General features: G+C 27.6%; 23 protein-coding genes. 18 read left to right on the forward strand and 5 right to left on the reverse strand.

Translation table 11 applies throughout. The annotated features are described in order from the left end of the window. Positions 1-101 precede the first annotated feature (101 nt). Both I4V51_RS13330 and I4V51_RS13335 read right to left on the reverse strand, forming a co-directional pair. Positions 102-776, reverse strand: a complete 675-nt coding sequence (locus I4V51_RS13330) for a TrkA family potassium uptake protein (protein WP_195988924.1) — start codon at positions 774-776, stop codon at positions 102-104. 11 nt (positions 777-787) lie between these two features. Beyond that, positions 788-2,080 carry a potassium transporter TrkG gene (locus I4V51_RS13335; protein ID WP_195988925.1) on the reverse strand — a complete coding sequence of 431 codons (1,293 nt, stop codon included), beginning with the start codon at positions 2,078-2,080 and terminating at the stop codon, positions 788-790. A gap of 604 nt (positions 2,081-2,684) precedes the next feature. On the opposite strand from I4V51_RS13335, the gene I4V51_RS13340 reads away from it, so the two are divergent. The 7 genes from I4V51_RS13340 to I4V51_RS13370 all read left to right on the forward strand — a co-directional run bounded on the left by I4V51_RS13340 (position 2,685) and on the right by I4V51_RS13370 (position 8,146). Further along, positions 2,685-2,891, forward strand: coding sequence for a hypothetical protein (locus I4V51_RS13340; protein ID WP_195988926.1), 207 nt, complete (start codon positions 2,685-2,687; stop codon positions 2,889-2,891). An 86-nt stretch (positions 2,892-2,977) separates the two neighbouring features. Further along, on the forward strand, positions 2,978-4,162 hold the full coding sequence (locus I4V51_RS13345) for a M20 family metallopeptidase (RefSeq protein ID WP_195988927.1): 1,185 nt from the start codon (positions 2,978-2,980) through the stop codon (positions 4,160-4,162). Positions 4,163-4,289: 127 nt separating this feature from the next. After that, positions 4,290-4,829, forward strand: a complete 540-nt coding sequence (locus I4V51_RS13350; protein WP_195988928.1) for a DUF4342 domain-containing protein — start codon at positions 4,290-4,292, stop codon at positions 4,827-4,829. A 119-nt stretch (positions 4,830-4,948) separates the two neighbouring features. Then, entirely contained in the window at positions 4,949-5,509 is a 561-nt protein-coding gene (locus I4V51_RS13355; RefSeq protein WP_195988929.1) for a ubiquitin, read from the forward strand. Next, on the forward strand, positions 5,502-6,182 hold the full coding sequence (locus I4V51_RS13360; RefSeq protein ID WP_195988930.1) for a response regulator transcription factor: 681 nt from the start codon (positions 5,502-5,504) through the stop codon (positions 6,180-6,182). Before I4V51_RS13355 ends, I4V51_RS13360 begins: the two co-directional genes overlap by 8 nt. Next, positions 6,175-7,422 carry a HAMP domain-containing sensor histidine kinase gene (locus I4V51_RS13365; protein ID WP_195988931.1) on the forward strand — a complete coding sequence of 416 codons (1,248 nt, stop codon included), beginning with the start codon at positions 6,175-6,177 and terminating at the stop codon, positions 7,420-7,422. Before I4V51_RS13360 ends, I4V51_RS13365 begins: the two co-directional genes overlap by 8 nt. Before the next feature lie 223 nt (positions 7,423-7,645). Continuing rightward, positions 7,646-8,146 (forward strand): hypothetical protein, encoded by a 501-nt coding sequence (locus I4V51_RS13370; protein ID WP_195988932.1) that lies wholly within the window; start codon positions 7,646-7,648, stop codon positions 8,144-8,146. Between the two features lie 195 nt (positions 8,147-8,341). Here the strand turns inward: I4V51_RS13370 and I4V51_RS13375 are convergent, their stop codons facing one another. After that, on the reverse strand, positions 8,342-9,238 hold the full coding sequence (locus tag I4V51_RS13375) for a LysR family transcriptional regulator (protein WP_195988933.1): 897 nt from the start codon (positions 9,236-9,238) through the stop codon (positions 8,342-8,344). 285 nt (positions 9,239-9,523) lie between these two features. Between I4V51_RS13375 and I4V51_RS13380 the strand changes: the two genes are divergently transcribed. The 3 genes from I4V51_RS13380 (at position 9,524) to I4V51_RS13390 (ending at position 14,102) form a co-directional block, all read left to right on the forward strand. Then, positions 9,524-11,224: an FAD-dependent oxidoreductase gene (locus tag I4V51_RS13380; RefSeq protein WP_195988934.1), complete on the forward strand. Its 1,701-nt coding sequence runs from the start codon at positions 9,524-9,526 to the stop codon at positions 11,222-11,224. Between the two features lie 111 nt (positions 11,225-11,335). Further along, positions 11,336-12,616 (forward strand): YeeE/YedE family protein, encoded by a 1,281-nt coding sequence (locus I4V51_RS13385; protein ID WP_195988935.1) that lies wholly within the window; start codon positions 11,336-11,338, stop codon positions 12,614-12,616. 127 nt (positions 12,617-12,743) lie between these two features. Beyond that, positions 12,744-14,102 carry an APC family permease gene (locus I4V51_RS13390; RefSeq protein WP_195988936.1) on the forward strand — a complete coding sequence of 453 codons (1,359 nt, stop codon included), beginning with the start codon at positions 12,744-12,746 and terminating at the stop codon, positions 14,100-14,102. Between the two features lie 75 nt (positions 14,103-14,177). Here the strand turns inward: I4V51_RS13390 and I4V51_RS13395 are convergent, their stop codons facing one another. Further along, a complete protein-coding gene (locus I4V51_RS13395) occupies positions 14,178-15,182 on the reverse strand; it encodes an AraC family transcriptional regulator (RefSeq protein ID WP_195988937.1) in 1,005 nt (334 codons plus the stop codon). A 248-nt stretch (positions 15,183-15,430) separates the two neighbouring features. Between I4V51_RS13395 and I4V51_RS13400 the strand changes: the two genes are divergently transcribed. From I4V51_RS13400 to I4V51_RS13420, 5 genes are read left to right on the forward strand one after another with little or no spacing between them, the layout of a single operon-like run. Next, positions 15,431-16,381, forward strand: a complete 951-nt coding sequence (locus I4V51_RS13400) for an ABC transporter substrate-binding protein (RefSeq protein WP_195988938.1) — start codon at positions 15,431-15,433, stop codon at positions 16,379-16,381. After that, positions 16,368-17,360 (forward strand): iron ABC transporter permease, encoded by a 993-nt coding sequence (locus I4V51_RS13405; RefSeq protein ID WP_195988939.1) that lies wholly within the window; start codon positions 16,368-16,370, stop codon positions 17,358-17,360. Before I4V51_RS13400 ends, I4V51_RS13405 begins: the two co-directional genes overlap by 14 nt. Continuing rightward, the gene (locus I4V51_RS13410) at positions 17,360-18,367 is read left to right on the forward strand and encodes an iron ABC transporter permease (RefSeq protein ID WP_195988940.1); all 1,008 of its coding nucleotides are present in this window, start codon (positions 17,360-17,362) and stop codon (positions 18,365-18,367) included. The genes I4V51_RS13405 and I4V51_RS13410 overlap by 1 nt, the downstream gene beginning before the upstream one ends. A gap of 2 nt (positions 18,368-18,369) precedes the next feature. Continuing rightward, positions 18,370-19,170, forward strand: coding sequence for an ABC transporter ATP-binding protein (locus tag I4V51_RS13415; RefSeq protein WP_195988941.1), 801 nt, complete (start codon positions 18,370-18,372; stop codon positions 19,168-19,170). Next, a complete protein-coding gene (locus I4V51_RS13420; RefSeq protein ID WP_195988942.1) occupies positions 19,160-20,416 on the forward strand; it encodes an MFS transporter in 1,257 nt (418 codons plus the stop codon). Before I4V51_RS13415 ends, I4V51_RS13420 begins: the two co-directional genes overlap by 11 nt. 68 nt (positions 20,417-20,484) lie before the next feature. Here I4V51_RS13420 and I4V51_RS13425 read toward each other — a convergent pair whose 3' ends face one another. Further along, on the reverse strand, positions 20,485-21,867 hold the full coding sequence (locus I4V51_RS13425) for an MATE family efflux transporter (RefSeq protein ID WP_243281510.1): 1,383 nt from the start codon (positions 21,865-21,867) through the stop codon (positions 20,485-20,487). 85 nt (positions 21,868-21,952) lie between these two features. Between I4V51_RS13425 and I4V51_RS13430 the strand changes: the two genes are divergently transcribed. From I4V51_RS13430 to I4V51_RS13440, 3 genes are all read left to right on the forward strand, one after another. After that, positions 21,953-22,750, forward strand: coding sequence for a MerR family transcriptional regulator (locus tag I4V51_RS13430; RefSeq protein ID WP_195988943.1), 798 nt, complete (start codon positions 21,953-21,955; stop codon positions 22,748-22,750). A gap of 166 nt (positions 22,751-22,916) precedes the next feature. Beyond that, on the forward strand, positions 22,917-24,353 hold the full coding sequence (locus I4V51_RS13435; RefSeq protein ID WP_195988944.1) for an ABC transporter permease subunit: 1,437 nt from the start codon (positions 22,917-22,919) through the stop codon (positions 24,351-24,353). An 11-nt stretch (positions 24,354-24,364) separates the two neighbouring features. Beyond that, a complete protein-coding gene (locus tag I4V51_RS13440) occupies positions 24,365-25,102 on the forward strand; it encodes an amino acid ABC transporter ATP-binding protein (RefSeq protein ID WP_195988945.1) in 738 nt (245 codons plus the stop codon). Positions 25,103-25,190: the final 88 nt, after the last annotated feature.

A 25,190-nucleotide genomic window follows, 5' to 3' on the forward strand; every position in this document is an offset into this window, starting at 1 on the left:
GACGTGCGAGTAGCACGGCCAGTAACAGAGCCTTATAGGCGTAGAGCAAACCACCCGTTTTACGGGTGGTCCTGATTTTAGAATTTTTAGATAATAAATATTTATTTATTATCTAAAAATTCTTCAAGAGCTCTTATATTATTTTTTTTGCCTATAATTACAATTAAGTCATTTTTTCTTAGTATATAGCTTGGATCAATTTCTATTACTGTATTTCTATCTCTTTCTAATGCTATAATATTTAAATTAAAATTATCACGTATTTTAGATTTTGATATTGTTTTTCCATCTAATTTATCAGTTATTTTAACTTTTTCTATATGAATATTATTATTTAATTCAATAAACTCTAAAGCTTCTTCATTTAGTAATCTATTTGCAATTCTAATAGCCATATCACTTTCGGGATATACGACTTCTGCACCAATCTTTTCTAAAACACATCCTTGTTCATAAGTTATTGCTTTAGAAATTACTCTAGGCACTCCTAAATTAATAACATTTAAGGTGGTTAATATATTTACATCTATTTTTTCACCTATACATACAAATACAGTTTCACAATTTTGAATTCCGGTTTCTTGTAAGGTTTCCTTATCTAAGTTATTGACAACAAAGGCATTATCAGTAAGTGTTCTAATATTCTTTATTTTATTTTCATCACAATCTAATACTATAACATCTCTTCCGGCTTCTATTAATGTTTTGGCTAAGGAAAATCCAAATCTTCCTATTCCTATTATTCCAAACTCTACTACTGATTTATAATTAAACATAAATATCTCTCCTATCCTATTATAACTGTTTCCTCTGAATAACATGCATTTGATGATTCCTTAAAGTACCAAATAGTAGCTATTGTCATAGGTCCTAACCTTCCAATAAACATAATTAGTGAAATAATAAATTTACTTAAATCAGAAAGATCAGGAGTTATGCCAGTTGATAATCCTACTGTACCAAAAGCGCTAGTTACTTCAAATAATAATTGTATAAAAGTATAATTTGGTTCCAAGATACTTAAGGTAAATGTTCCTATACATATAACAAACAAGGCTAAAATAGTAATATTAAATGCTTTTAATATAACACCAAGTGGTATTTTTCTTTTAAAGGCAACACAATGATTGTTAGTAGATGTACTATAAATACTTTTATACAAGGTAAATAATGTTGTAGTCTTTATACCACCACCAGTTGACCCTGGTGATGCGCCTATAAACATTAAAATAGTTAATACAAATAAGCCTGCATTTGTAAAAGTGCTTAATGGATAAGTACTAAACCCTGCTGTTCTTGCAGAGGTACTGAAAAAGAATGCTCCAAGCCATGATATATTTTCAGTAAGTTTCAATAATATAGTCCCAACTATTAATAGTATTCCTGTCATGATAAGAACTATCTTTGTATGTAGAGTGAATTTTTTAAAAGATCTTATTTCAATAATCTCTTTAATAACTAAAAATCCTATTCCACCAAATATAATTAATCCGCAGGTAGTTAAATTTAAAATTATATTATTTTGATAAGGTATTAAGTTTTGAAGTCCTCCTAATATATCAAAACCTGAATTGTTAAAAGCAGCAATAGAGTGAAACAAACTAATGCCTAAAGCATCTAATGGTTCATAATCTTTTGAAAATACTATATAACTTAATATTACGCCTATACTTTCAAAAACTAAGGTCATAATTAAAATTGATTTAACTAATTTTACTACTCCTTTTAAGGAGTCTAAATTCATAGATTCTTTTATAAGTGTTCTTTCCTTAATACCCACCTTTTTCCTCATTAACATAATAAATCCGACTCCAACTGATGTAACTCCCAGTCCACCTATTTGAATTAATAAGGCTACGATAGTTCGTCCAAATACAGTAAAGGTATCAGCGGTATCTATTGCTATTAAGCCTGTTACACACACAGCACTTGTAGATGTGAATAGTGCATCTATAAAAGATACATTTTTACCTTCATTTATAGATATAGGTAGCATTAATAATATAGTTCCTAAAAATATTACTATTAAAAAACCTAATACAATAATTCTACCGGGTTTAATTTTCTTAATTAATTTCATTTAAAAGTCACTCCCTTAAGAATAAAATAATATCTTGCTATTAATACTCCTTATAAAGTTAAATAATTAACTGGTGTTAAATTCATAATTTTTATTGAATATTATTTTTATATTAAGTATTTTATTAATAATTCTAAAAATTTGAAATAATTTTATTGATAAATATACAATAGCTTGTTCAAAAATATTAATTGATAGTTTATATTCAAAATACTCTTGATTAAACTCTTTCATAATAAAAATAGTGCTCCTTTTTTATTCAATAAGTATTAATAGCTTTTATATAAAAAGACATAATTTACAATTGAAAATATGTAAATAATGTCTTAATAATTTTAAAGGTTATTAGGTTTTATGTTTAAGTTCGTGGAAACATTAAGATTAATATCTAAGTATTTCCATGTAGTTTTATGGATAATTATATATAATCAAATATCTAATTTCAATAACTTTATTAATACTTTGATGTTAAATTTTTATAACAATAATTTAACGTTATTTAACAATTACTAAAAGTATATTAGTAGGATTTAAGATAAAAAAGTAGTATGGAGTACGATAATAAAATTTAAGCATACTAATCTTGTAAAGGAGAATGATAAAGATGAAGGTTAAGATAGTATGTAATATAGATAATGAAACAAAAGAAGTAGAGTTACCAATGAATGAATCGGAACTATTAGATATTCAAGGAAGTGTACTTGATAGAAATACGGTAGGGTATATAACAGGTGCAGAAGTAAAGTATTATGATGAAAATGAAGAAGAAATAGATAATATATTCATTTTAAATAAAAAGTTGCAAAAGTAATAAATTGATTTATAATGTTTTTTTATAAGTACTAAAATTAAAATTAGAAGATAAAGTACGGTAAAAATGAAAATGAGGTGTATTTTATGAAGGAAATTATGAATCAAGCTAAATTAATAAAAGATGAATTAATAAGTTATAGAAGGACTATGCATAGTAACCCAGAGGTAGGTTCAGAGTTACCTAAAACAAAAGCATATGTTATGGATAAATTAAAGGAGTTCGGATATGAGCCTCAAGAAATATGTGAAAGTGGTATAGTTGCTACAATTAATGGAAATAAAGAAGGAAAAGTATTTTTATTAAGAGCAGATATGGATGCATTACCAATGAAAGAGGTAACTGAATGTGATTTTAAATCAAATAATGGAAGTATGCATTCATGTGGTCATGATATGCATACTTCAATGCTTTTAGGGGCAGCTAAGCTATTAAAACAAAATCAAGATAAAATAGAGGGAACTGTAAAATTAGTATTTCAGCCAGATGAAGAAGGATTTACAGGGGCAAAAAAAATGATACAATCAGGAGTTTTAGAAAATCCAAAGGTTGATGCAGCTATGGCAATGCATGTTCATTCAGGAACGCCATCTAATGTTGTTTTATGTGGATTAGGAACTAGCATTGCAGGATGTAATAGATTTAGAATAGTAGTAAGAGGAAATGGATGTCACGGGGCTATGCCTGAATTGGGTGTAGATCCAATAAATATAGCAGCTCACATATATATATCTTTACAAGAAATAATTGCTAGAGAAATATCGGCTACACAATCAGCCGTGTTAACTATAGGTAAATTTGTTGGTGGAGAAGCAGCTAATATAATACCAGGTGAAGTTGTTATGGAGGGTACAATAAGGAGTTTAAATAAGGAGATTGGGGAATTTATATTTAATAGAATTAATGATATTGTTATTTCTACTGCTAAGATGTTTAGAGGAGAAGCAGAGTTAATTGAGTTATCATCAGTTCCGCCACTGACTAATGATACGGAGTTATCTAATGAGGTTACTTCTTATTTAAAGGATTTATTAGGTGAAAAATCAGTAGTATTATTTGAAGGTGGGGGAATGGGATCTGAGGATTTTGCTTCATATTCATATAAGGTTCCTAGTGTTTATCTTATGCTAGGTGCTGGTACAAAACAAGAAAATTCATTGTATGGAGAAGCAATGCACAATGAAAAGGTGGTATTTAATGAAGACATATTAGTTACTGGAGCAGCTATGCATACATATTCTGCAATTATGTGGTTAAAAAATAATAAATAAAATAATTTATTATTTTTTAATCTAATTTTAATCTTTCTTATATTTTAGATTAATTTTCCAAATGTATTATATAACCATGATGAACGACAAAAGTAATTAAAAATTAAAAATCATGGAGGTAATATAAATGGAAAGAAATGAAATGATCGAGGTATTAATGGGAAAGGCTAATGTAACTAGAGAGGAAGCAGAACAAGCTTTAGGGAACTGTAATTTTGATTTGTTAGATGCTATTGTTTATTTAGAGAGAAGAGGAAAAGTAGAGAACAATGAAACAACTACTATAATTGAAATTAAAGAAGAAAAAGAAGAAAGTAAAAATCAAAGTAAAAAGCATGAAGAAAATTTTGGCGGTATAGGAGAAGTTGTTGGAAGAATATTTAAATTTATAGGTAAAATATTTAGAAAAGGAAATGAAAACTTCTTTGAAATTAGAAAAAATAATGAAAAGCCAATAAGAATATCTTTAACAATGTCAATAATTTTATTGTTGTTATTTATGCCACCAACTTTAATACTATTAGTTATAGGATTGTTCTGTGGATATAAATATTCATTATCAGGGAAGAAAGTAAATTATGAAGGCGTAAATAATATTTTTGAAGAAGTCTCAAAATCAGCAGATACTATTAAAAAAGATTTTAAAAAAGGTTATGAAGAACAATAGGTTAATGAGGAATAGGGTAAAACTTATTCCTTTATTTTTTGTGAAAATAATAGTTTAGATGTTATAATTTAGTAGAATACTTATAAAGAGAAGTTATTAATTAAATTTGGGAGAATAAAATGGAAAAGCGAGAGCTTGTAGATAAATTAAAATATAAAACTAATATAAGCTATGAAGAAGCTAAAGATGCTTTAGAAAATAGTAATTGGGATATGTTAGAAGCTATGCTTTATTTAGAGAATAAGGGAATAATAAAAAAACCTGCTGTAAGTGTTTTTTATAGTAATAATCAGCAGTATGAATATAGTAAAGGGGAAGAAGAAGGCAAAGAGGATTATAAAAATAATAATAGTGAAAATAGATATAATAAGAAAAATGATTTTTATGGAGTCTTTGAAGTAATATGTAAGTCTATAGATACATGCAATAATATTTTAATTGAGATAAAAAAAGATAATGGATTGCTTTTTAAATTACCTCTTACAGTAGTAATAGTATTATTATTTTTTGCATTTTGGATTTTGATTCCTTTAATAATTATTGGATTATTTTTTGGAATCAAATTTAAAGTGTATTCTAAAAATGTAAATACAGATAAAGCTAATAAAGTAATAAGTAGAATTGAAAAAATAGTTTATGAGATAAAAGAAAAAGTAAAAAGGGGGACTAAACATGATTAAAATTTTAATTATTGAAGATGAAGAAAAGCTAGCAAGATTTGTTGAGCTAGAACTTAAACATGAAGGTTATGAAGTAATAAAAGCAACTAATGGAAGAATAGGTATTGAAATAGCAGAGCAAGATAAAGTAGATTTAGTTCTTCTTGATGTAATGCTTCCGGAGATTAATGGACTTGAAGTGTTAAGAAGGATTAGAAGAGTTTCAGATATTCCAATAATAATGCTTACTGCAAGAGATTCTGTTATGGATAAGGTATCAGGTCTTGATGCAGGGGCAGATGATTATATAACTAAACCATTTGCAATAGAGGAATTACTTGCAAGAATAAGAACAGCTCTTAAAAAGAGAATAGTTACAGAAAAGAAAAATGAAGATGTAATAAGTTGTGGATTATTAAGTTTAGATAAAATGAAGCATAAGGTAATGTATGATAATACTGAAATTGAATTAACTAATAGAGAATTTAACTTGCTTCAAATATTAATGGAAAATAAAAATATAGTATTAACTAGAGATGTACTTATAGAAAAAGTCTGTGGTTATGATTATATTGGTGAAACTAATGTAATAGATGTCTATATAAGGTTTTTAAGAACTAAAATTGATGATGCATTTAAAACAAAAATAATAACGACAGTTCGTGGAGTAGGATACGTAATAAAGGATGAGTAAGCATAAGAAGAATAAAAAAGTTACATCTATTGCAATAAAGCTTAATGCTATACAGGTAAGAGATTTATTCTTTAAGTTTCTTATAATTGATACCATATTACTAGCTATATTACTAATTTTATGGTGCATTGATTCAGAAAAGAGTTTTTATGGCTCAGTAGTAGAAAGTGCTCAAAGAAAAATAAACTTTTATCCAATAGAAACAGCAACTTATACAGTAATTTGGGATAGTGGAAATACTATGGTTAAGGAAGCGAGTGAGTTTTTATATAATATAAGAAAAATAAGTATAATATTAGGAATTGCAGAAGGGATATTTTTATTAGAAGAAATAATTTTTGGTACAGCAAAGGTTAGAAGAATCTTAAGACCTCTTAATGAAATAGCAGAAACAACAAGTAGGCTTAGTAATTTAGATTTTGATGAAGAAAAATTTCATAACTTAGAGGATGCCATATCTAAAATAAGCCCTGTAACTTCTGATGAAAGAATAAAGATTGAGGATAGTGAATTTCAAGGTTTAGAAGAGGCGATAAATAAATTATTAGATAGAATGAGGGATTCATATAGGCAGCAGGCGAGATTTGTCTCAGATGCTTCTCATGAACTTAGAACTCCAATTTCGGTAATACAAGGATATGCAAATATGCTTGATAGATGGGGAAAAGATGATGAAAGTGTATTAGAGGAATCGATAGCTGCAATAAAGTCTGAATCTGAAAGTATGAAGAATTTGGTAGAACAGTTATTATTTTTAGCTAGAGGTATTAATGGAAAAACTCATCTTACTTTAACTAAGTTTTCTCTTAATAATCTGATTAAGGAAGTTACTGAAGAATCTAAAATGATAGATGATAAACATATATATAATTATGTTGATTTTGAAGAAGATATTGATGTTTATGGTGACATTGGACTTATTAAGCAAACAGCTAGGATTTTAGTTGAAAATGCAGCAAAGTATACAGAACAAGGAGAAGAAATACTTCTTAAAGTTAGTAAAAATAATAGTGGTGAAGCTTATTTTTCTATTCAAGATAATGGAATTGGAATGGATGAGGAAGATGTACCTCATATATTTGAAAGATTCTTTAGAGCAGACACAGCAAGAGTTAGAAAAGATGGTGGGACAGGGCTAGGATTATCTATAGCTAAGTGGATTATTGATAATCATAAGGGGTATTTTAGTGTTTTAAGTAGAAAAGAAATAGGAACTAGAATAACGGTATATTTACCATAACAAATATAATAAATTAAAATTAAATTTACTATATTATCAATAAAATCTATTATTAATGGTAATGTACTAATATTATGTAAAATAATTAAGAGTTCTTTTTATTATCTTGTTAAATTTAATAAATTCATTATTTAACGTTAGGATTCAACTATAGGCATTGTATCAAAATATTATGTCTATAATATACTGTTATTATAACTGTATAAAGGAGTTGGATAAATTTATGGCTTACTTTGAAGGAAGTTATAGATTAGCTAAGAGTGATTTAGTTAGTGAAATTGAATTTCAATTTGATGAAAGACCAGATGGTGATGATGTTCCTATATCAATTGATGCTATGAATCCTACCCATATGCTTGAAGTAGGATTTAAGCAAGTTTTCGCAGGCGATGTTATATGGTTAAATGGGGTTGTTGTATTAGATCATGAATATGAACCAGACTTAGAAGATGGGGAAACTACTGAAGCTGAAAATGCTAATATTACAATAATTATTCAGAAGGTTTCTTCATTAATGAGTACTCCTAAACCTATATACACTTTAGAAGTTGATCTTGCACCAGCAAGTGATGATGTGGCAATTCCATTTTCACATGTAGATATTGAAACTACAAACCTTAGAAATGTTAGATATAGGGTATTGGTATATTCAGATGCTAAAGCTATGGAAGATGTTGATATTGAAGGACCAAATACTTTAACAGCTATTAGATTTATAAAGTAAAATAAACGTTATGTATACAATTTAAGTAAAAAGGTATATTTTAATTTACAGATTATTTATACTGTTTATTGAAGTTAATATAAAAAGTCTCATTTAAAATACAAAATATAAACAGGAATATATCTATTAGATTAATTTTCACATTTAAGATGTATTATATTTAATCCTAAAATTAAATATAATACATCTCTTTTTTTAGTAACAAAAACAACGCTTTTTAGATGTTAAAAAGTCAATAAATTTTTCTTCATAAGGAGCTAATATATAATTTTTTCTAAATACTATATAGTACTCAAAAGGAAACTTTATATTATTTACATTAATCTTTTTAAATACACCACTTCTTAATTCATGAGTAAGTGAAACCTCCGGTAGAAATGAATATCCGTGCCCAAAAGAAATAGAGGATTTTATAGATTGTGGAGAGTTCAAAGACAAAACAATATTTAAGTTATTAAAGTTAATTGAGTTATTTTTCATACTCTCTTTTAAAATAGATTTATTAGCAGAGCCATTTTCTCTTACTATTAAGGGTAAATTGTATAATTCATTTATGCTAATAGACTTTATATCATTATTTTTTCCACCAACCAAAATAAGGTTATCTGATAATAAGGGAATTATTTCAAAATTCTCACTGTTATTAGGTTCACCCTGTATAATTCCTATATTAGTTTCATGGTTAGATAACTTTTTTAAAATATCAGAGGTATTGTCTATATCCATTGATATATCAATATTGCAGTGAATTTCTTTAAATGTATAAATACTACAAGGTATAACATGTTCACCTAAACTTTTACAGCAAGAAATAGCTAGTTTAGATTTAATATTTTTTAATTCTGTTAGTTTTTTCTCTAAATTATCTTCTAAAGATAACATAGATTCAGAGAATTCAAAAATTATTTTTCCAGCTTCTGTTAAACTAACACCTGTATTACTTCTATTTAATAGTTTAGAGTTCATTTCATTTTCTAGCTTCTGTATTTGTATACTAACACCTGGTTGGGTCATATGTAGTTGTTTAGCAGCCCTAGATATACTATTACATTTAACTGTAGTATAAAAGGAACGAAGATACGTTAAATTCATATTTTCACATCCTACCATTATTTTATTACTTAATATTAGTATTTTTAAATATTAGCATTTTTATTTTTTTGAAATGGAATACATTAATATTACATAAAATTACTTAATTAAACAAGCTTTATAACAAACTGTTATTAAACATAACATATTATTATTATGTTATGTTGTAATTTATATGATATTATCACAAGGAAGGCCAGAATAGGTTATATATTTAAAAGATAAAAATTTAACAATTATGTAAGTATAGATTTTAAAAGTTATATTGAAAGGTTGGAAAGTAATATGGGCAAAAAGATAGTTATTGTTGGAGGAGTTGCAGGTGGGGCTTCAGCAGCTGCTAGACTAAGAAGATTAGATGAAAAAAATGAAATAGTTATGTTTGAAAGAGGACCACATGTTTCATTCTCAAACTGTTGCTTACCATACCACTTAAGTGGAAAAGTTGAGAGTCATGATGATTTAGTTCTTATGAAGCCTGATAAATTTTATAGTCAATATAGAATAGATGCAAGAGTTTATAATGAAGTAGTTTCAATAAATAGAAAAAATAAAACAGTTCATGTTAGAAATGTAGTAAATGGTAGTGAGTATGATGAAAGTTACGATAAATTAGTATTATCACCGGGAGCTAAAGCTATAATTCCACCAATTAATGGTATAGAAGATATCAATGTATTTACAGTAAGAAATGTTGTTGATATTGCTAGGTTAAATGTATATATAAAAGATAACAATTGTAAGAATATCTCTGTAATAGGTGGAGGATTCATAGGAGTTGAAGTTGCAGAAAATTTAAAGGAAGCAGGATACAATGTAACATTAATAGAAGCTATGGAGCAAATAATGAAACCATTTGATTATGATATGGTTCAAGTATTACATAAATCAATGGATGATCATGGTATCAATTTAATAGTTGGGGACAAAGTAAACGCTTTTGGATTTAATGCTGTTATTTTAGAATCAGGTAAGAAAGTTGAAGCTGATGCTGTAGTTATGGCAATAGGAGTTACTCCAGAAACTGATTTAGCAAGAGAAGCAGGATTAGAAGTAGGAAAGACTGGTGCTATAAAAGTTAATCAAAATTACTTGACAAATGATAAGGATATATATGCAGTAGGTGATGCTGTAGAAGTTTATCATGCATTAACTAATTCAACAACAAAATTACCATTAGCAGGGCCAGCACAAAAGCAAGCAAGAGCAGTTGCCGATCATATTCATGGAAGAGCATCAAGAAATAGTGGGTATATTGGATCTTCATGTATTCAAGTATTTGATTATAATGGAGCTTCAACAGGATTAACGGAATCACAAATAAAGGATTTGAATTTAAACTTAAACTATGAGGTAGTAAGAGTTATACCACAAGATAAAGTTGGACTAATGCCAGGAAGCGAGCCATTACATTTTAAATTGATATTTGAAGTTCCAACAGGAAGAATATTAGGAGCACAAGCAATTGGTAGGGGAAATGTTGATAAGAGAGTAGATATAATAGCAACTCTTATTAAAATGGGAGGAACAATTGAAGATTTAAAAGATTTAGAATTATGTTATGCTCCACCATTTGGAACAGCTAAAGATGTTGTTAATCATGCTGCATTAGTTGCTTCAAATATTTTAGAAGGAGCATTTAAGCAAGTATATGTACATGAAGTAAGAGACTTAGTTGAAAATGGAGCTTGTATAATTGATGTAAGAGAAGCTGATGAGTATGAAGAAGGACATATAATTGGAGCTATTAACTTACCATTAAGTGAAATAAGAGATAGATTAGAAGAAATACCAACAGATAGACCAATTTATTTACATTGTAGAAGTGCACAAAGAAGTTATAATGCATGTTTAGCATTACAACACTTAGGTTTTGAAAATGTATATAACGTATCAGGAGGATTTATGGGTATATCATTCTATGAATACTTCAATGATAAAGTTTTAGATAGACAACCAATAGTTTCTAAATATAATTTTGATTAATTAAAGTGATAATACGCTAAGGTGTTTTAAGAATTATTGATTAAAACACCTTAGATAAATAAAAAATATTGTTTGTTAATTAACAAATTATCTAATTAAGGGGGAAATAAAGTGAAAAAGAATATGGAATATATTATTGGATTTGCTTTACTAGCAATAATACTAATAATGGGAAAAATAAGTCTTGATAACTCAATGTTATTCTTCAGATTAATTATTGGATTAGGATTAGGGTATGCTCTTACTAGGTCTTTTTTTGGATTTGCGGGTGGAGTAAATAGAAGTTATAGAGCAGGTTCTACAAAATTAATGAGAACATTAATGATATTATTTGTAGGTACAGCGATAGTTAATGTTTGTTTCTTATTTGGACAAGATGTAACTCAATATGATTTATGGGTTAATCCAATTAATCTAGGACTTATATTAGGGGGATTAATATTTGGATTTGGTATGGCATTTTCAAGTTGTTGTGCATCTGGAGTTCTTACTGATGTAGTTACTGGTTTACCACGTGCATTAATAACACTTGTATTCTTTGGATTAGGTGTATTTGTAGGATTCCCAATTCAAGGTTCTGCTTCGTGGATAAATAAATCATGGTTATCTACTGAAACATTTGCTAATGGTGTATACTTACCAGACCTATTTAAATGGGATGGGGTAGATGGATATTTAGGTGCTATTATAGTAACTGCTATTTTAGGTGGTATAGTAATTTGGATTGCTAAAAAATATGAAGATAAGAGAAGGTCAGAAAATACATATAGTGGTGTAGATACAGAGATTCTTCAAGAAAAAACTTTTGAAGACAATGAGGAATTTAAGTTATTTAGTAAGAAAACTTATGAAATATTATTTGTAAGACCATGGACTTTAGGAATAGGTGCAGTTGTAATTGGTGGTATATTTACATTATTAATGGGTGTAACTAAAGCAGGATGGGGGGCCTCTACTCCTTATGGCTTCTGGTTTGGTAGACTTCTTGTAATGCTTGGTGTTTCACCAGAAAAACTTGCTGAGTTTTCAGGTAAATCAGTAGAAATGTTTACAGCACCATTTTTCTCAAATGGAATGAATGTACAAAATACTGGTATAATTTTAGGTACACTTATTGCTTTACTTTTAGCTGGAAGTTTTACTAAGACTTTTAAAGCTGGTTTAGCTATAAGTTTCAAAGAAGCTATAATTTATATTGTTGGTGGATTTGCTATGGGATTTGGTACAAGATTATCAAATGGTTGTAATGTAGGTGCTCTTTATACACCAATAGCTAATTTTTCACTATCAGGATGGATATTCTTAGTATTCCTAGTTTTAGGAGGAATTTTAGGAAATATAGTTTTCAAAAAATCAATGATGAATAAATCATGTAAAACTTGTAAATCTTAATTATTATAAATAAGAATAAATTTAAAAAAGCTGCAATTGGTTAAATTAAATAAAATCAATTGTAGCTTTTTAATATAATTTAAATATTATTTTAAATTTTAAGTTAAATTTAAGGATGGAATTAGTTATGAATAAAAGAAGTTTAAGTAAGATTGATATATTCTCAATAGTTTTAGGGGCAATAATAGGATGGGGATCTTTTATGTTACCAGGAACAAAGTTTTTAAAGGAGTCGGGTGTAATAAATACATTTTTAGGACTTGCTTTAGGTGTTATATGTATAATAATTATTGAAAAAAATTATTCAATAATGATGAGTACTCATGATGAAGAGGGAGGAGAATTTTCATATACATATAATAATTTAGGAAAGAAACATGGTTTTGTTGTAGGTTGGTTTTTAAGCCTTGCATATTTTACAATGATTCCATTAAATGCAACAGCATTTCCTCTCGTAATCAAAAAATTATTTGGAGGAGTTTTAGAATTTGGGTATTTATATAATATAGCAGGATATAATGTTTATTTAGGTGAAATATTGGTATCAAGTATAATAATACTTGCATTTGCTATATTAAATTTAAAAGGAATTAAGAAAACAAGTAAAATTCAGAATATAATAATTTTTAGTCTAATATCAATGATAGTGATAGTAGGTATAGGAATGATTTTAAAAGGTGATAAAACAAAGTTTATTAATACATATATTGAAGGTTATCATTTTGATTTAAGTGAAATAGCAAAGGTTTTTGCAATAACACCTTTTGCATTTATAGGATTTGATGCAATTCCACAGTTAAGCAAGGAGTTTAATTTTTCAAAGAAAAAGGCTTCAATAGTTGCAATATTTTCTTTAATAATTGGAGGATTAATTTATAATATATTAAATATAATAACTGCATTAGCTTATACAGCAGAAGAAGCAATAAATTTAGAATGGGCAGCAGGAAGTGCGGTATTAACTGTATTGGGTAAGGGTGCATTTGTTTTATTAATTATAGCTTTATGTTCAGCTGTATGGAGTGGAATAAATGGATTTATGATTTGTAGTTCAAAGCTATTAGGGTCCATATCTAATTATAAAATGTTACCATCAAATATTGGAAAGGTAAATAAAAATGGAGTCTTTGGAAATGCTATTATATTTATAACAATAGTAAGTTTAATAGCACCGTGGTTTGGAAGGGAGGCTATAATTTGGATAGTAGATATGTCATCAGTAGGAGCCTCAATTGCATATCTTTATGTATCATTTATAGCTTTTAAACATGGAAAAAGTAAAATAAGTAAATTAATACCAATAATAGGTATAATAATAAGTATAATTTTTATGATATTATTACTTTTACCAAATTCGCCTGCTTCATTAAGTAAAGAAGCGATGATAGCGTTAGTAGTATGGAGCTTGATTGGATTTTTTGTTTTTTATAGGATTCAGTTAAAGTTTAAAGTTAAGGAAAGAAGAAACAGAAAATTAGCTTCTTAGTTAGTGAGAAAATAGAAATATAATAATATTAATAATTAATAAAATAGGATAGCATTTAGCTATCCTATTTTATTGTTATAGTTTAATTTTTCTAAAGGCTAATGGGGTTTTACCATGAGTTTTTTTAAACATTTTAACAAAATTTCCACTATAATTATAACCAAGTTTTTTAGCTATTTCTTCAACACTTAGCTCAGTGGTAGAAAGCAAATTTTCAGCCATTGTCATTCTTATAGAATTAGTATATTCACTAATAGACATATGATATTTAGCAGAAAACCCTGCTTTTAGCTTTTGCTCGTTTAAAAACACCATCTTACTTAAACTCTTAATAGTAGGAGGGTTACAAAATTCCTCAGTTAAAATGTCATGAGCACGTTGTATTGCATTAGCATCAGAGGCTGTTAGTGTAATATATCTATCCTTGCCTATTTGAATCTTTCCATAATTTAATTGATTAGTAAAAACATTTTCTGGTGAAGAAGCAATTTCATTATAAAGCAAAGCAATACATTCCAATATTTTGCTTTCTAAATAAAGAGAAGTAATTTTATCTGTTTCAGACATACTCCTTAATCTTTGAATGATAGATGATACTTCAAGAGGTAAATATATATAAGTATAATTACTAATAAAGTTATCAAAATCTATAGTTTTAGGGAAATTAGGTTTTATAATTTCATCAAAGTACTTTTTATAAATAGTTATTTCTGCACCATGAAAATGCTGACCTTTTTTCCATGTTTGTTTACCTTTTATACCTTGTTCAGCAACGAAAAAAGAAGAAGGACTAAAAGAAGATATAGGATTATTTTCAATTTCAAATTCAGTTTCTCCAGTATAAACAGTTCCAAATCTCATTAAGTGTTCATTATGATCAAAGGAAATAGAAAAATCACTAGGTATAGTATAATCACCAATTCCAAAGTCATAATAGCTCTCTCTACTATATTTAATGAAATATCCAAGTTCAGGTTTCTTTTTATTTTTGTAAATTGTATAGTTTTCTGTTTCGTAAGGAGTAAAAGTCATTTCTTTTAAAACTCTATTTTGAAAATCTTTTGTTGTTTTAGAAATCATGAATACCTCTCAGTAATAAATTGTTTGTTTAAATTTAGGAAATAATATTTTTAATAGATTATATAAATAAGGTTTATTATTTACTATCTAAATTATACATTTTACACTAATAAAAAAATAATTTAAATAGATGATAAAATTATTAAATTAGGTGCAATGGTTGAAATGAGAATGACTCTCATATACAATTAACTCAAGTCAAACGAGAGAAAAATCGAAGTTAGTTATAAGATATATGGAGGTATAAAATGAAAAAGAAAATATTAAAGACATTAGTTGCAACTTGCATGACAGCTATGATGTTTGTAGGATGTGCAAGCAATAGTGCATCAAATGAAGATAAAGCTATAGGAAACACTGTAACAGTTACAGATGTAAGAGGAGAAGTTGAAATACCTGCAGATCCTCAAAGAATAGTAGATTTAAGTGGTAATAGTGATATTTTATCAATTTTAGGATATAAGGTTATAGGAACTGCAAATAGTGATGCTTATGATTACACTAAGTTCCCTTCATACTTAGAAGAAACATTAAGTGGAGCAGAAATATTAGGATATAGCATGCAAGATACTATGGATGTAGAAGCTGTTATGAACTTAAAACCAGATTTAATAGTTATATCAACAGTTCAAGAAAAAATGTATGATGCATTAAGTGAAATTGCACCAACTGTAATGATTCAATTAGAAGCTTTAAACTGGAAAGATGATGTTAGAGCTTTAGCAAAAGTATTTAATAAAGAAGATGTTGCAAATGAATGGTTAACTAAATATGAAACAGAAGCTAAAGAAGAAGGAGATAAAATCAAAGCTGAATATGGTGAAGATACAACTTATCTTTCATTCTTAGCAAGTGGGGGACAATTCTTCATATTCGATGGTGCAGGTTTTGGTGATGTATTATATAACGATATGGGATTAGCTAAACCAGCAGGAATGCCAGAACAAACTGATATTAGTTTACCAGTTGTAACTTATGAAGGATTAGCAGCAATTCAAACAGATTATATATTCTTAATTGCAACAGATGAAGATTTAGCACAATTAGAATCAAATGCAATTTGGAACAGCTTACCTGCAGTTAAAGAAGGTCATGTAGTAGTATTACCATCATCACCATACTTTAACCAAGGATATAGCTCAATAGGTAGAGAAGTATTAGTAAATGAAATAGGTGATATGTTAAATGAAACAAAGTAATAAACGTACAATAATATTTGTAATTTGTAGTTTGTTACTCTTAGTAGGAGGATTGACTTTAGCTGTAAGGTTAGGGTCAGTCCATATTACTTTTTCAGATATTTGGAATAGTATCTTCAATTACAATGAAACTTTAGAACTTATGCTAGTTAGAGATGTACGTATTCCAAGAACACTTTCTGTGTTATTTACTGGAGGAGTTTTAGGAGTAACAGGAGCAATGATTCAAGGTGTTACTAGAAACCCAATAGCAGAACCATCAATATTAGGTATAAGCCAAGGGGCAACTTTAGTAATAGCTATTTTTTATGCAGCTGGAATAGGAATAACAACTAAAAATGTAATGATAGCATCTTTTATGGGTGCATTAATAACTGGAGTTATAGTTTTAGGTTTTATATCAAAAAAAGCAAATAATAACTCAATTGCAAAGATACTTTTAGCAGGAACAGCTATGAGTACATTCTTTATCTCCTTAACTACTGTAATTGGACTTTTATCAAACCAATCTCAAATGATAGGATTCTGGGTATCAGGTGGTTTTAGAAATGCAAGTTGGTCAGATTTTAAATTAATATTTATTGTAGGAGTTATTGGTCTTATTATTGCAATATTCTTATCACCAAAGATAAATATATTAAACTTAGGTGATGATGTAGCAATTGGACTTGGAGAAAATCCAGAAAAAATAAGATTTATTACGCTTATGGTTATAATACCAATGTGTGCAGCAGCTGTTGCAGTAGGAAAAAATATAGCATTTGTTGGTCTTATAGTACCACAAATAGTTAGAAAATTATTAGGTGAAGATTATAGAAGAAATATTCCATGTGCATTTTTACTTGGAGCAGTTCTTTTAACTTTTGCAGATGTTGCAGCTAGAATGATATTTAATCCTTATGAGACACCGATTGGGGTATTTACAGCATTAATAGGAATACCATTCTTTATATCAGTAGCTAGAAAGGAGAGAGGATAATGAATAAGAAAAAATTTAATATAGTTATAGCGGTATTAATAGTTTTATTGGTTCTCTCTTTTTTAGTTACTTTATGTTGGGGTACATATAAAGTTTCACCTTTAGAAGTTATAAATACACTTCTAGGTAATGGAACGAAGCTTCAAAATACAGCAATATTAACAATAAGACTTCCGAGAATGTTAGTTGGAGTATTTGTAGCAATTGCATTATCAACAGCTGGAGCAATTCTTCAAACAGTTACTAAAAATGATTTAGCTGATACAGGAATAATAGGTATAAATGCTGGAGCAGCAGTTGCGGCAATAATGTTTATTACATATTCAACAGGAGCATATTATAGTGAGTTAGGACAGCTATCAATATTTGTTTTACCATTTATGGCTATAGTAGGGGCAAGTATTACTGCTTTTATAATTTATATGATGTCTAGTAGAAAAGGAATAAAACCTAAAAGACTTTTATTAATTGGTATTGGATTAAATGCTGGATTAAATGCATTTATAACTTTCTTTACTTTTAGAGGTGGTGTTGGAGACTACAATAGAGTGTTAGTTTGGACATCAGGAAGCCTTTGGGGATCAGGATGGAGTTATGCAAAAGTGATTATTCCAATAGTAGCAGTAATGTTTATGATAGTTTTATTGAATCATAAAAAGTTAGATGTATTAAATCTTTCAGATGAGCTTGCTATATCATTAGGTTTAAATTTAGAAAAGGAAAGAAAGAAGTTTTTGAATTTTGCGGTGATTTTAGCAGGAACAGCAACAGCTTTTGCAGGGAATATAGGATTTTTAGGACTTATAGCTCCCCATATTGCAAGAAAGCTAGTTGGACCTTATCATAAAAAATTTATTACCGTATCTGCAATAATAAGTGTTATTATAGTTATTCTTGCAGATGCAGTTTCAAGAAATCTATTCTCACCAATTGAAATACCAGTTGGAATAACAGTATCAATATTTGGTGTACCATACTTTATTTATTTAATGATGAAGGAGAAGTAATTATGGAAGCTATTAGTGTAAAGAACTTAAGTGTTGCATATGAAAATAATACTATAATTGAAAATATGAGCTTATCAATACCAAAGGGAGAAATAAGCATAATAATTGGAGCTAATGGATGTGGTAAATCAACTTTACTTAAGACAGTAGCAAGAATTAATAAGCCAAAGAATGGTGATATCTTTATAAATGGTAAGAACATAAAGAAAGTTAAAGAAAAGAATATAGCTAAAGAAGTTGCATTTCTTCCACAAGGACCAGTATGTCCAGATGGACTTACAGTAAGAGAACTTGTTGCTTTTGGAAGATTTCCTCATCAAAAAATGATAGGTGGACTTACTACTCATGATAATGAGCTTATAGATTGGGCAATAGAAGAAACAGGACTAAGTGAATTTGCAGATAGAGAAGTTGAAAATTTATCAGGTGGACAAAGACAAAGAGCATGGATTGCAATGACTTTAGCTCAAGAAACAGAAATAATAATGCTTGATGAACCTACTACATACTTAGATATGTCTTATCAATTAGAAGTTTTAGAGGTGCTTGAAAAGCTTAATAAAGAAAAGCATATTACAGTAGTTATGGTTCTTCATGAACTTAATAATGCTTGTAGATTCGCTCATAACATAATTGGACTTAAAAAAGGTAATATTATTTGCCAAGGTAGGCCGGTAGATGTAATTAATAAAGAAAATTTAAAAACAATATATGGAATTAATGCCAATCTTACAATAAGTGAAGATGGTAAGTATCCAATATGTATGGAATATGACTTATTCAGGGGGACTAATGAAAAATAAAAATTTTATAATAATAGTTATGGGGCAGATTATTTCTCTGTTTGGTAATGCCATTCAAAGATTTAGTATGTCATTATATCTATTAGAATTTACAGGGAGTACAGCTGCTTTTTCTACCATATTAGCAGTATCAACTATACCTTATATTATATTTGCACCAATTTCAGGTAGGCTTTCTGATAATGTAAATAGAAAAAAGATAATGGTTTATTTAGATTTAATCTGTTCAGTATTAATTGGAGGTTATGCATTTATATTATTAAGAGGGCATGATCATGAACTTATAGTTGGAACTGTAATGTTTATATTATCAATATGTGCAACCTTATATGGACCAGCAGTTACTTCATCTATTCCACAAATAGTAGAGGAAGAAAAGTTAACTTCTGCAAATGGAATAATAAATCAAGTTGGATCAATTGTAAACTTTGCAGGGCCAATACTTGCAGGATTACTTTATGGAATATTAGGTATTAAAATTATAGTAATAATAAATGCTATAAGCTTCTTAATATCAGCTATTATGGAAATGTTTTTAGATATTCCAGACATAGTTAAAAAAGAAGAATCAATTAGTGATAAAAATAAAAAAGTAATATCTATGGATTTTGTAAAAAAATCATGTGTAGATATGAAAGAAAGCTTTGTTTACTTAAAGAAAGAAAAGAAGGTTATATTAGGAATTATAGCTTCTTATGCATTATGTAATATTTTCTTAGTACCAATATTATCAATAGTTGCACCATACTTTATAAATGTATTCTTAGGACTTCCATCACAAGTTTTTGGAATAGTAGAAGCAATATGTGTTTTAGGAATGATATTAGGAGGGCTATGGATAAGTGTAAAACCTAATATGTTTTCTATTAAAAAGGTGCATTATACATGTTTACCTATGATATTTGGTATTATTATTATGTCTACATTAGGCTTTATAAAATTGAATTCTTATGCTTTAGCAGGAATTTTTGCTTTTGGTGGCTTTGCAATAATGTTATCAATAGCATTATCAAATGTATTAACTTTAACATTTATACAAAAACAAATTCCAAGTAATATGTTAGGAAGAGTATCAGCATTTTCAACAGCAGTAGCAACGATAAGTGTTGCACCAGGACAAATATTATTTGGACAAGTAATAGATATAGGAATACCCATAGGAATAATTCTTTTAGTGTCAGCAATATTTAATATTGGACTTATGTTATTTATTAAATGGAATATACGTAATGTAGAAGTTAATTAATATAAAATAAAACTACTTTCAATTGATTTTATTTCAAGTGAAAGTAGTTTTTATTTTAATAAATTTTATTAAGCATATTTATATTTAGATTTATATTTTTTTAGATAAAATATAGATACTATAAGTGATAAAAGTTCAGCAACAGGTACGGATAACCAAACTCCATTTATTCCAATTAGTAATGGTAATACTAAAACAGATATTACTATAAATACTAAGGTTCTTAGGAAAGATATAATTGCTGATATCTTACCATTAGAAAGAGCTGTAAATAATGCAGATGTAAAAAGATTTAATCCCATAAATAAAAATGAAATAGAAAAAAGTTTTAAACCTATATTAGATAATTTATATACATTAGTTCCATTGCTTGTGAATATTGAAACTAATAAATCAGATTTTAATAATCCAAACATAAATACAAGAATAGATGTAACAATAATTCCTATTAAACTAAGTTTATAAATTTTATGAAGGCGATTATTATCTTTTTTTCCATAATTAAAACTTATTAATGGAGAACACCCCATAGAATACCCCATAAAAACAGCTACTAATAATCCTTGAATATAAAGTATTACAGTAACCGCAGCAACGCCATCTACGCCTATTGACCTCATTAAAATATTATTAAACAATAAAGTTACTATACTAGCGGAAAGAGAAGATACCATCTCAGAAGAACCGTTAATACAAGTTTCAGATAAAAGTTTTAAGTTGAAAATCTTAGTTTTTACAATATATAATGAATTTTTACGATTGAATATAAAATATGCTAAGCCTAAAAGTCCAGGGACAGAATATCCTATACCTGTAGCAATAGCAGCACCTGAAATACCAAAGTTAAGAACTTTTATAAAAACATAATCTAAAATTACATTACTTACTCCACCTATAATAGTAAAAGTAAGACCTAAATTAGCCTTTCCAATAGTAATAAAAAATGTTTGGAATACTACAGAAAACATAGTTGCAGGCAAAAATATTAAACTTATTACTGCATAGTTAAAGCAATAATTATAAATAGAGTCATTTGCTCCTAAAAACTTTAAAAGTGGATTTATAAATATAAAGCTCAATATAGAAATAATAACACTTAAAGCTATAGAAATAAAAACTATAGTTGAAAAATCCTTTCTTGCTTCACTTTCTTTTCTTTCCCCCATTTTTTTAGAGATTATGGCATTACCACCTGTAGAAAGCATTGTAGATATAGCAATAACAGTCATAATTATTGGAAATACTATATTTATTGCAGATAAAGCATCAGTTCCAACTAATCTTGAAACAAACATTCCATCTACCATAGTATATAAATTCATAAAGACCATTCCAATAATTGATGGAAGAGAAAATAAAAATAGTGATTTTGCTGTAATTTTTTTATCTAATGCATTATCAGTATAATTATCTATAGATGTTTCTTGTGATTTTTCCATAGAACAATTCATAAAATCATCTCCTTGTCTATTTAATTATTTAAGAATACAATAGAAAATATAAACTATGTTGTTACAACACAGTCAAGGAGGCGGAATGAAAAAATCATTTTTTACAACAGGACAGTTTGCAGAATTATGTGAAACAACAAAAGAGACTCTTAGACATTACAAAAATATAGGACTTTTAAAGCCAGAGGTAAAAGGACAAAATGGGTATCAATATTATTCACAAAGGCAATTATATGATTATTATTTAATAAATACTTTAAAAAATACAGGTTGTTCTTTAAATCAAATAAATAAATATATTAATAATGAAGAAGTTGATTTAAGAGTATTATTGGAAGATCAATTACAGCAAATATTAATAGAAAAACGGAATATAGAGAAGAGAGAACAGGTTATTAAACAAAGTATTAATAAATATGATTTAATGAAAGGTTATATAAATTTTAATAGTTGTTATATTAGTGAAGAAGATGATGAATATTTTGTTATAACTGTATTAAAGGATGTTGAATCAAATAGTGAGTGGATGAAAAGTATCAATAATCATTTAAGATACTGTGAAGAAAATAGACTTAGTATAGAATATCAATTATCATATATGGCAATACTTGCTGAAGAAGAAAGAGATTTTAAATATTATATTGCTAGTAAGATTTATTCAAAAGTAGAATGCGAAAGGCTTCATATAAAGGCTAAGGGAAAATATATAAAGTATATACATAAAGGTGAATATAAACCAGTAGAAATTTATAATATTATAGAAAAGTATGCTAATGAAAATAATTTAGTTATTGGTAAAAACTCATATGAATCTGAGATTTCTTTATATAGACAAGGGTATGAAGAAGATTATGTAACTGAGATTTCTGTAGAAATTATATAGTTTTTAATATGCCAATATAAAAAAGAGCTGTTTAAAACAGCTCTTTTTTGTTTCGGATATTTTAGAAAACAGATAGTATTAGTTACAAAAAAGTAACTAATTGATAAAAATAGTGTTTTAAATTAAGCTAAGGTAACAATGAGCAAATAAAAAGGAAGGTGCACAAATGAAGAAGTTAAGAATAATTTTAATAGCAGTATTTGCAATTTTAACTATAAATATCAGTACGTTTAACGCACTTGCCGATGTACAAAAAACTAATAACAAAATTATTAGAGTTGGGTCATCGGGGACTTATTATCCTTTTACTTTTATGGAGGGAAATGAGGTGCAAGGTTTTGAAGTAGATATTTGGAATGAAATAGGCAAGAGGCTTAATTATAAAATAGATTATAAGACTGCTTCTTTTAGTGGATTATTTGGAATGTTGGATTCAGATAAAATTGATGTTATAGCTAATCAAATAACAATAACAGATGAAAGAAAAGAAAAATATTATTTTTCAGATCCATATGTAGAAAGTGGAGCACAAATAATAGTTAAAGAAGGAAATAGCTTAATAAAATCAATTGATGATTTAAGTGGGAAAAGTGTTGGGGTTGATTTAGGTAGTAATTATGAGAAATTATTAAAAGAAAAAAATATTGGAGATAGTATCATTACATATCAAAGTACAGATTCGGAATTTAATGATTTAATTATTGGAAGAATAGATGCTGTTGTTATAGATAAAATATCAGCATTAATAAATAAAAATGAAAAAAATTTACCGTTACAATTAGCGGGAGATCCATTTGAAAAAATAGAAAATGCTTTTGTATTTAGAAAAACAGAAGAAAATGAAAAGATTGTAAGGCAAGTAAATAATGTTTTGACTGATATGAAGGAAGATGGAACATTACAAGAAATATCAAATAAGTGGCTTAGTACTGATGTAACAACTAAAAGTAATAATAGTTTTTTTGAAAACTTATTTAAGGGAATTTTATCGGGATTAAAGGTAACTATTTTATTATCAGTAATATCAATGGTAATAGCGTTGATTTTAGGAATAATTATAGCTGTAGTAAGGTATTTAAAGATATCAATATTAAGCGAAATACTAGCTATATATGTGTCATTTTTTAGAGGAACACCTTTATTAGTACAATTATTTTTATTATATTTTGGATTACCTCAAATATTTACTATATTCAAAGGGGTGAATGGTTTTATGGCAACACTTATAGCTTTAGCATTAAATGCATCGGCATACATATCAGAAGTATTAAGAGGTTCCTTTAATGCTGTAGATAAGGGACAAATGGAAGCTGCTTTATCTATAGGAATGACTAATATGCAGGCTATAAGAAGAATAATATTACCACAAGTTATGAGAATTTCTATACCGGCTATAGGAAATATTTATATAGATATAGTTAAAGGGTCATCACTTGCATTTACTATAGGAGTGGCAGAAATGTTAGCAAAGGCACAAATGGTTGCATCTATAAATTATAAATTTTTTGAAAGTTACATAGGGGTGGCGATAGTTTATTGGATATTAATTGAGATGTTTAATTATATTCAAAGATCAGTTGAAAGAAGGTTATCTGTTTATTAGGAGGCGTTAAAATGATTTATGCTGAAGGAATTAAGAAAAGTTATGGAGATTTTGAAGTTTTAAAGGGGATAGATATAGAAGTTAATAAAGGTGAGGTTGTTGCAATAATAGGTCCTTCAGGATCAGGTAAGTCTACTTTTTTAAGATGTTTAAATTATTTAGAAGCACCAACAGAAGGTAGTATAAAAATTGATGGGTTTAAAATAGATGCAAATAGTCATTCAAATTTAGATATAAAAAAAATTAGAGAGAAGTCAGCAATGGTATTTCAAAACTTTAATCTTTTTAATAATAAAACTGTATTAGAAAATATTATGGAAGGACTTATTTTTGTTAAGAAAATAGAGAAAAATAAGAGTGAGGAAATAGCCCTAAAAATATTAAAAAAAGTAAATATGGATATTAAAAATGATATTTATCCTAAAAATTTATCAGGAGGTCAAAAACAAAGGGTTTCTATAGCTAGAGCAATAGCTTTAGAACCAAAGGTTATATTATTTGATGAACCTACATCGGCTTTAGATCCAGAAATGGTATTAGAAGTACTTAATGTAATTAAGGATTTAGCAAAAGAGAATATAACAATGGTAATTGTTACCCATGAATTATCATTTGCGAGGGAGATAGCTGATAAAGTTATATTTATTGATAATGGTGTTATTGTAGAACAAGGTACGCCAGAAAAGGTTCTATTAAGGCCTAAAGAAATTAGAACTAAGGAATTCTTAGCAAGTGTAAAGTTCAATTAAAAAATTTCAGGTTACATTTTAGTTTCTAAGTAACTTTAAAGTACCTAATTGTAGGAAGTTAATTAGTTATATAAAATGAAAGCAAATC

This window comes from Clostridium sp. D53t1_180928_C8 (assembly GCF_015667795.1).
Classification (GTDB): domain Bacteria; phylum Bacillota; class Clostridia; order Clostridiales; family Clostridiaceae; genus Clostridium.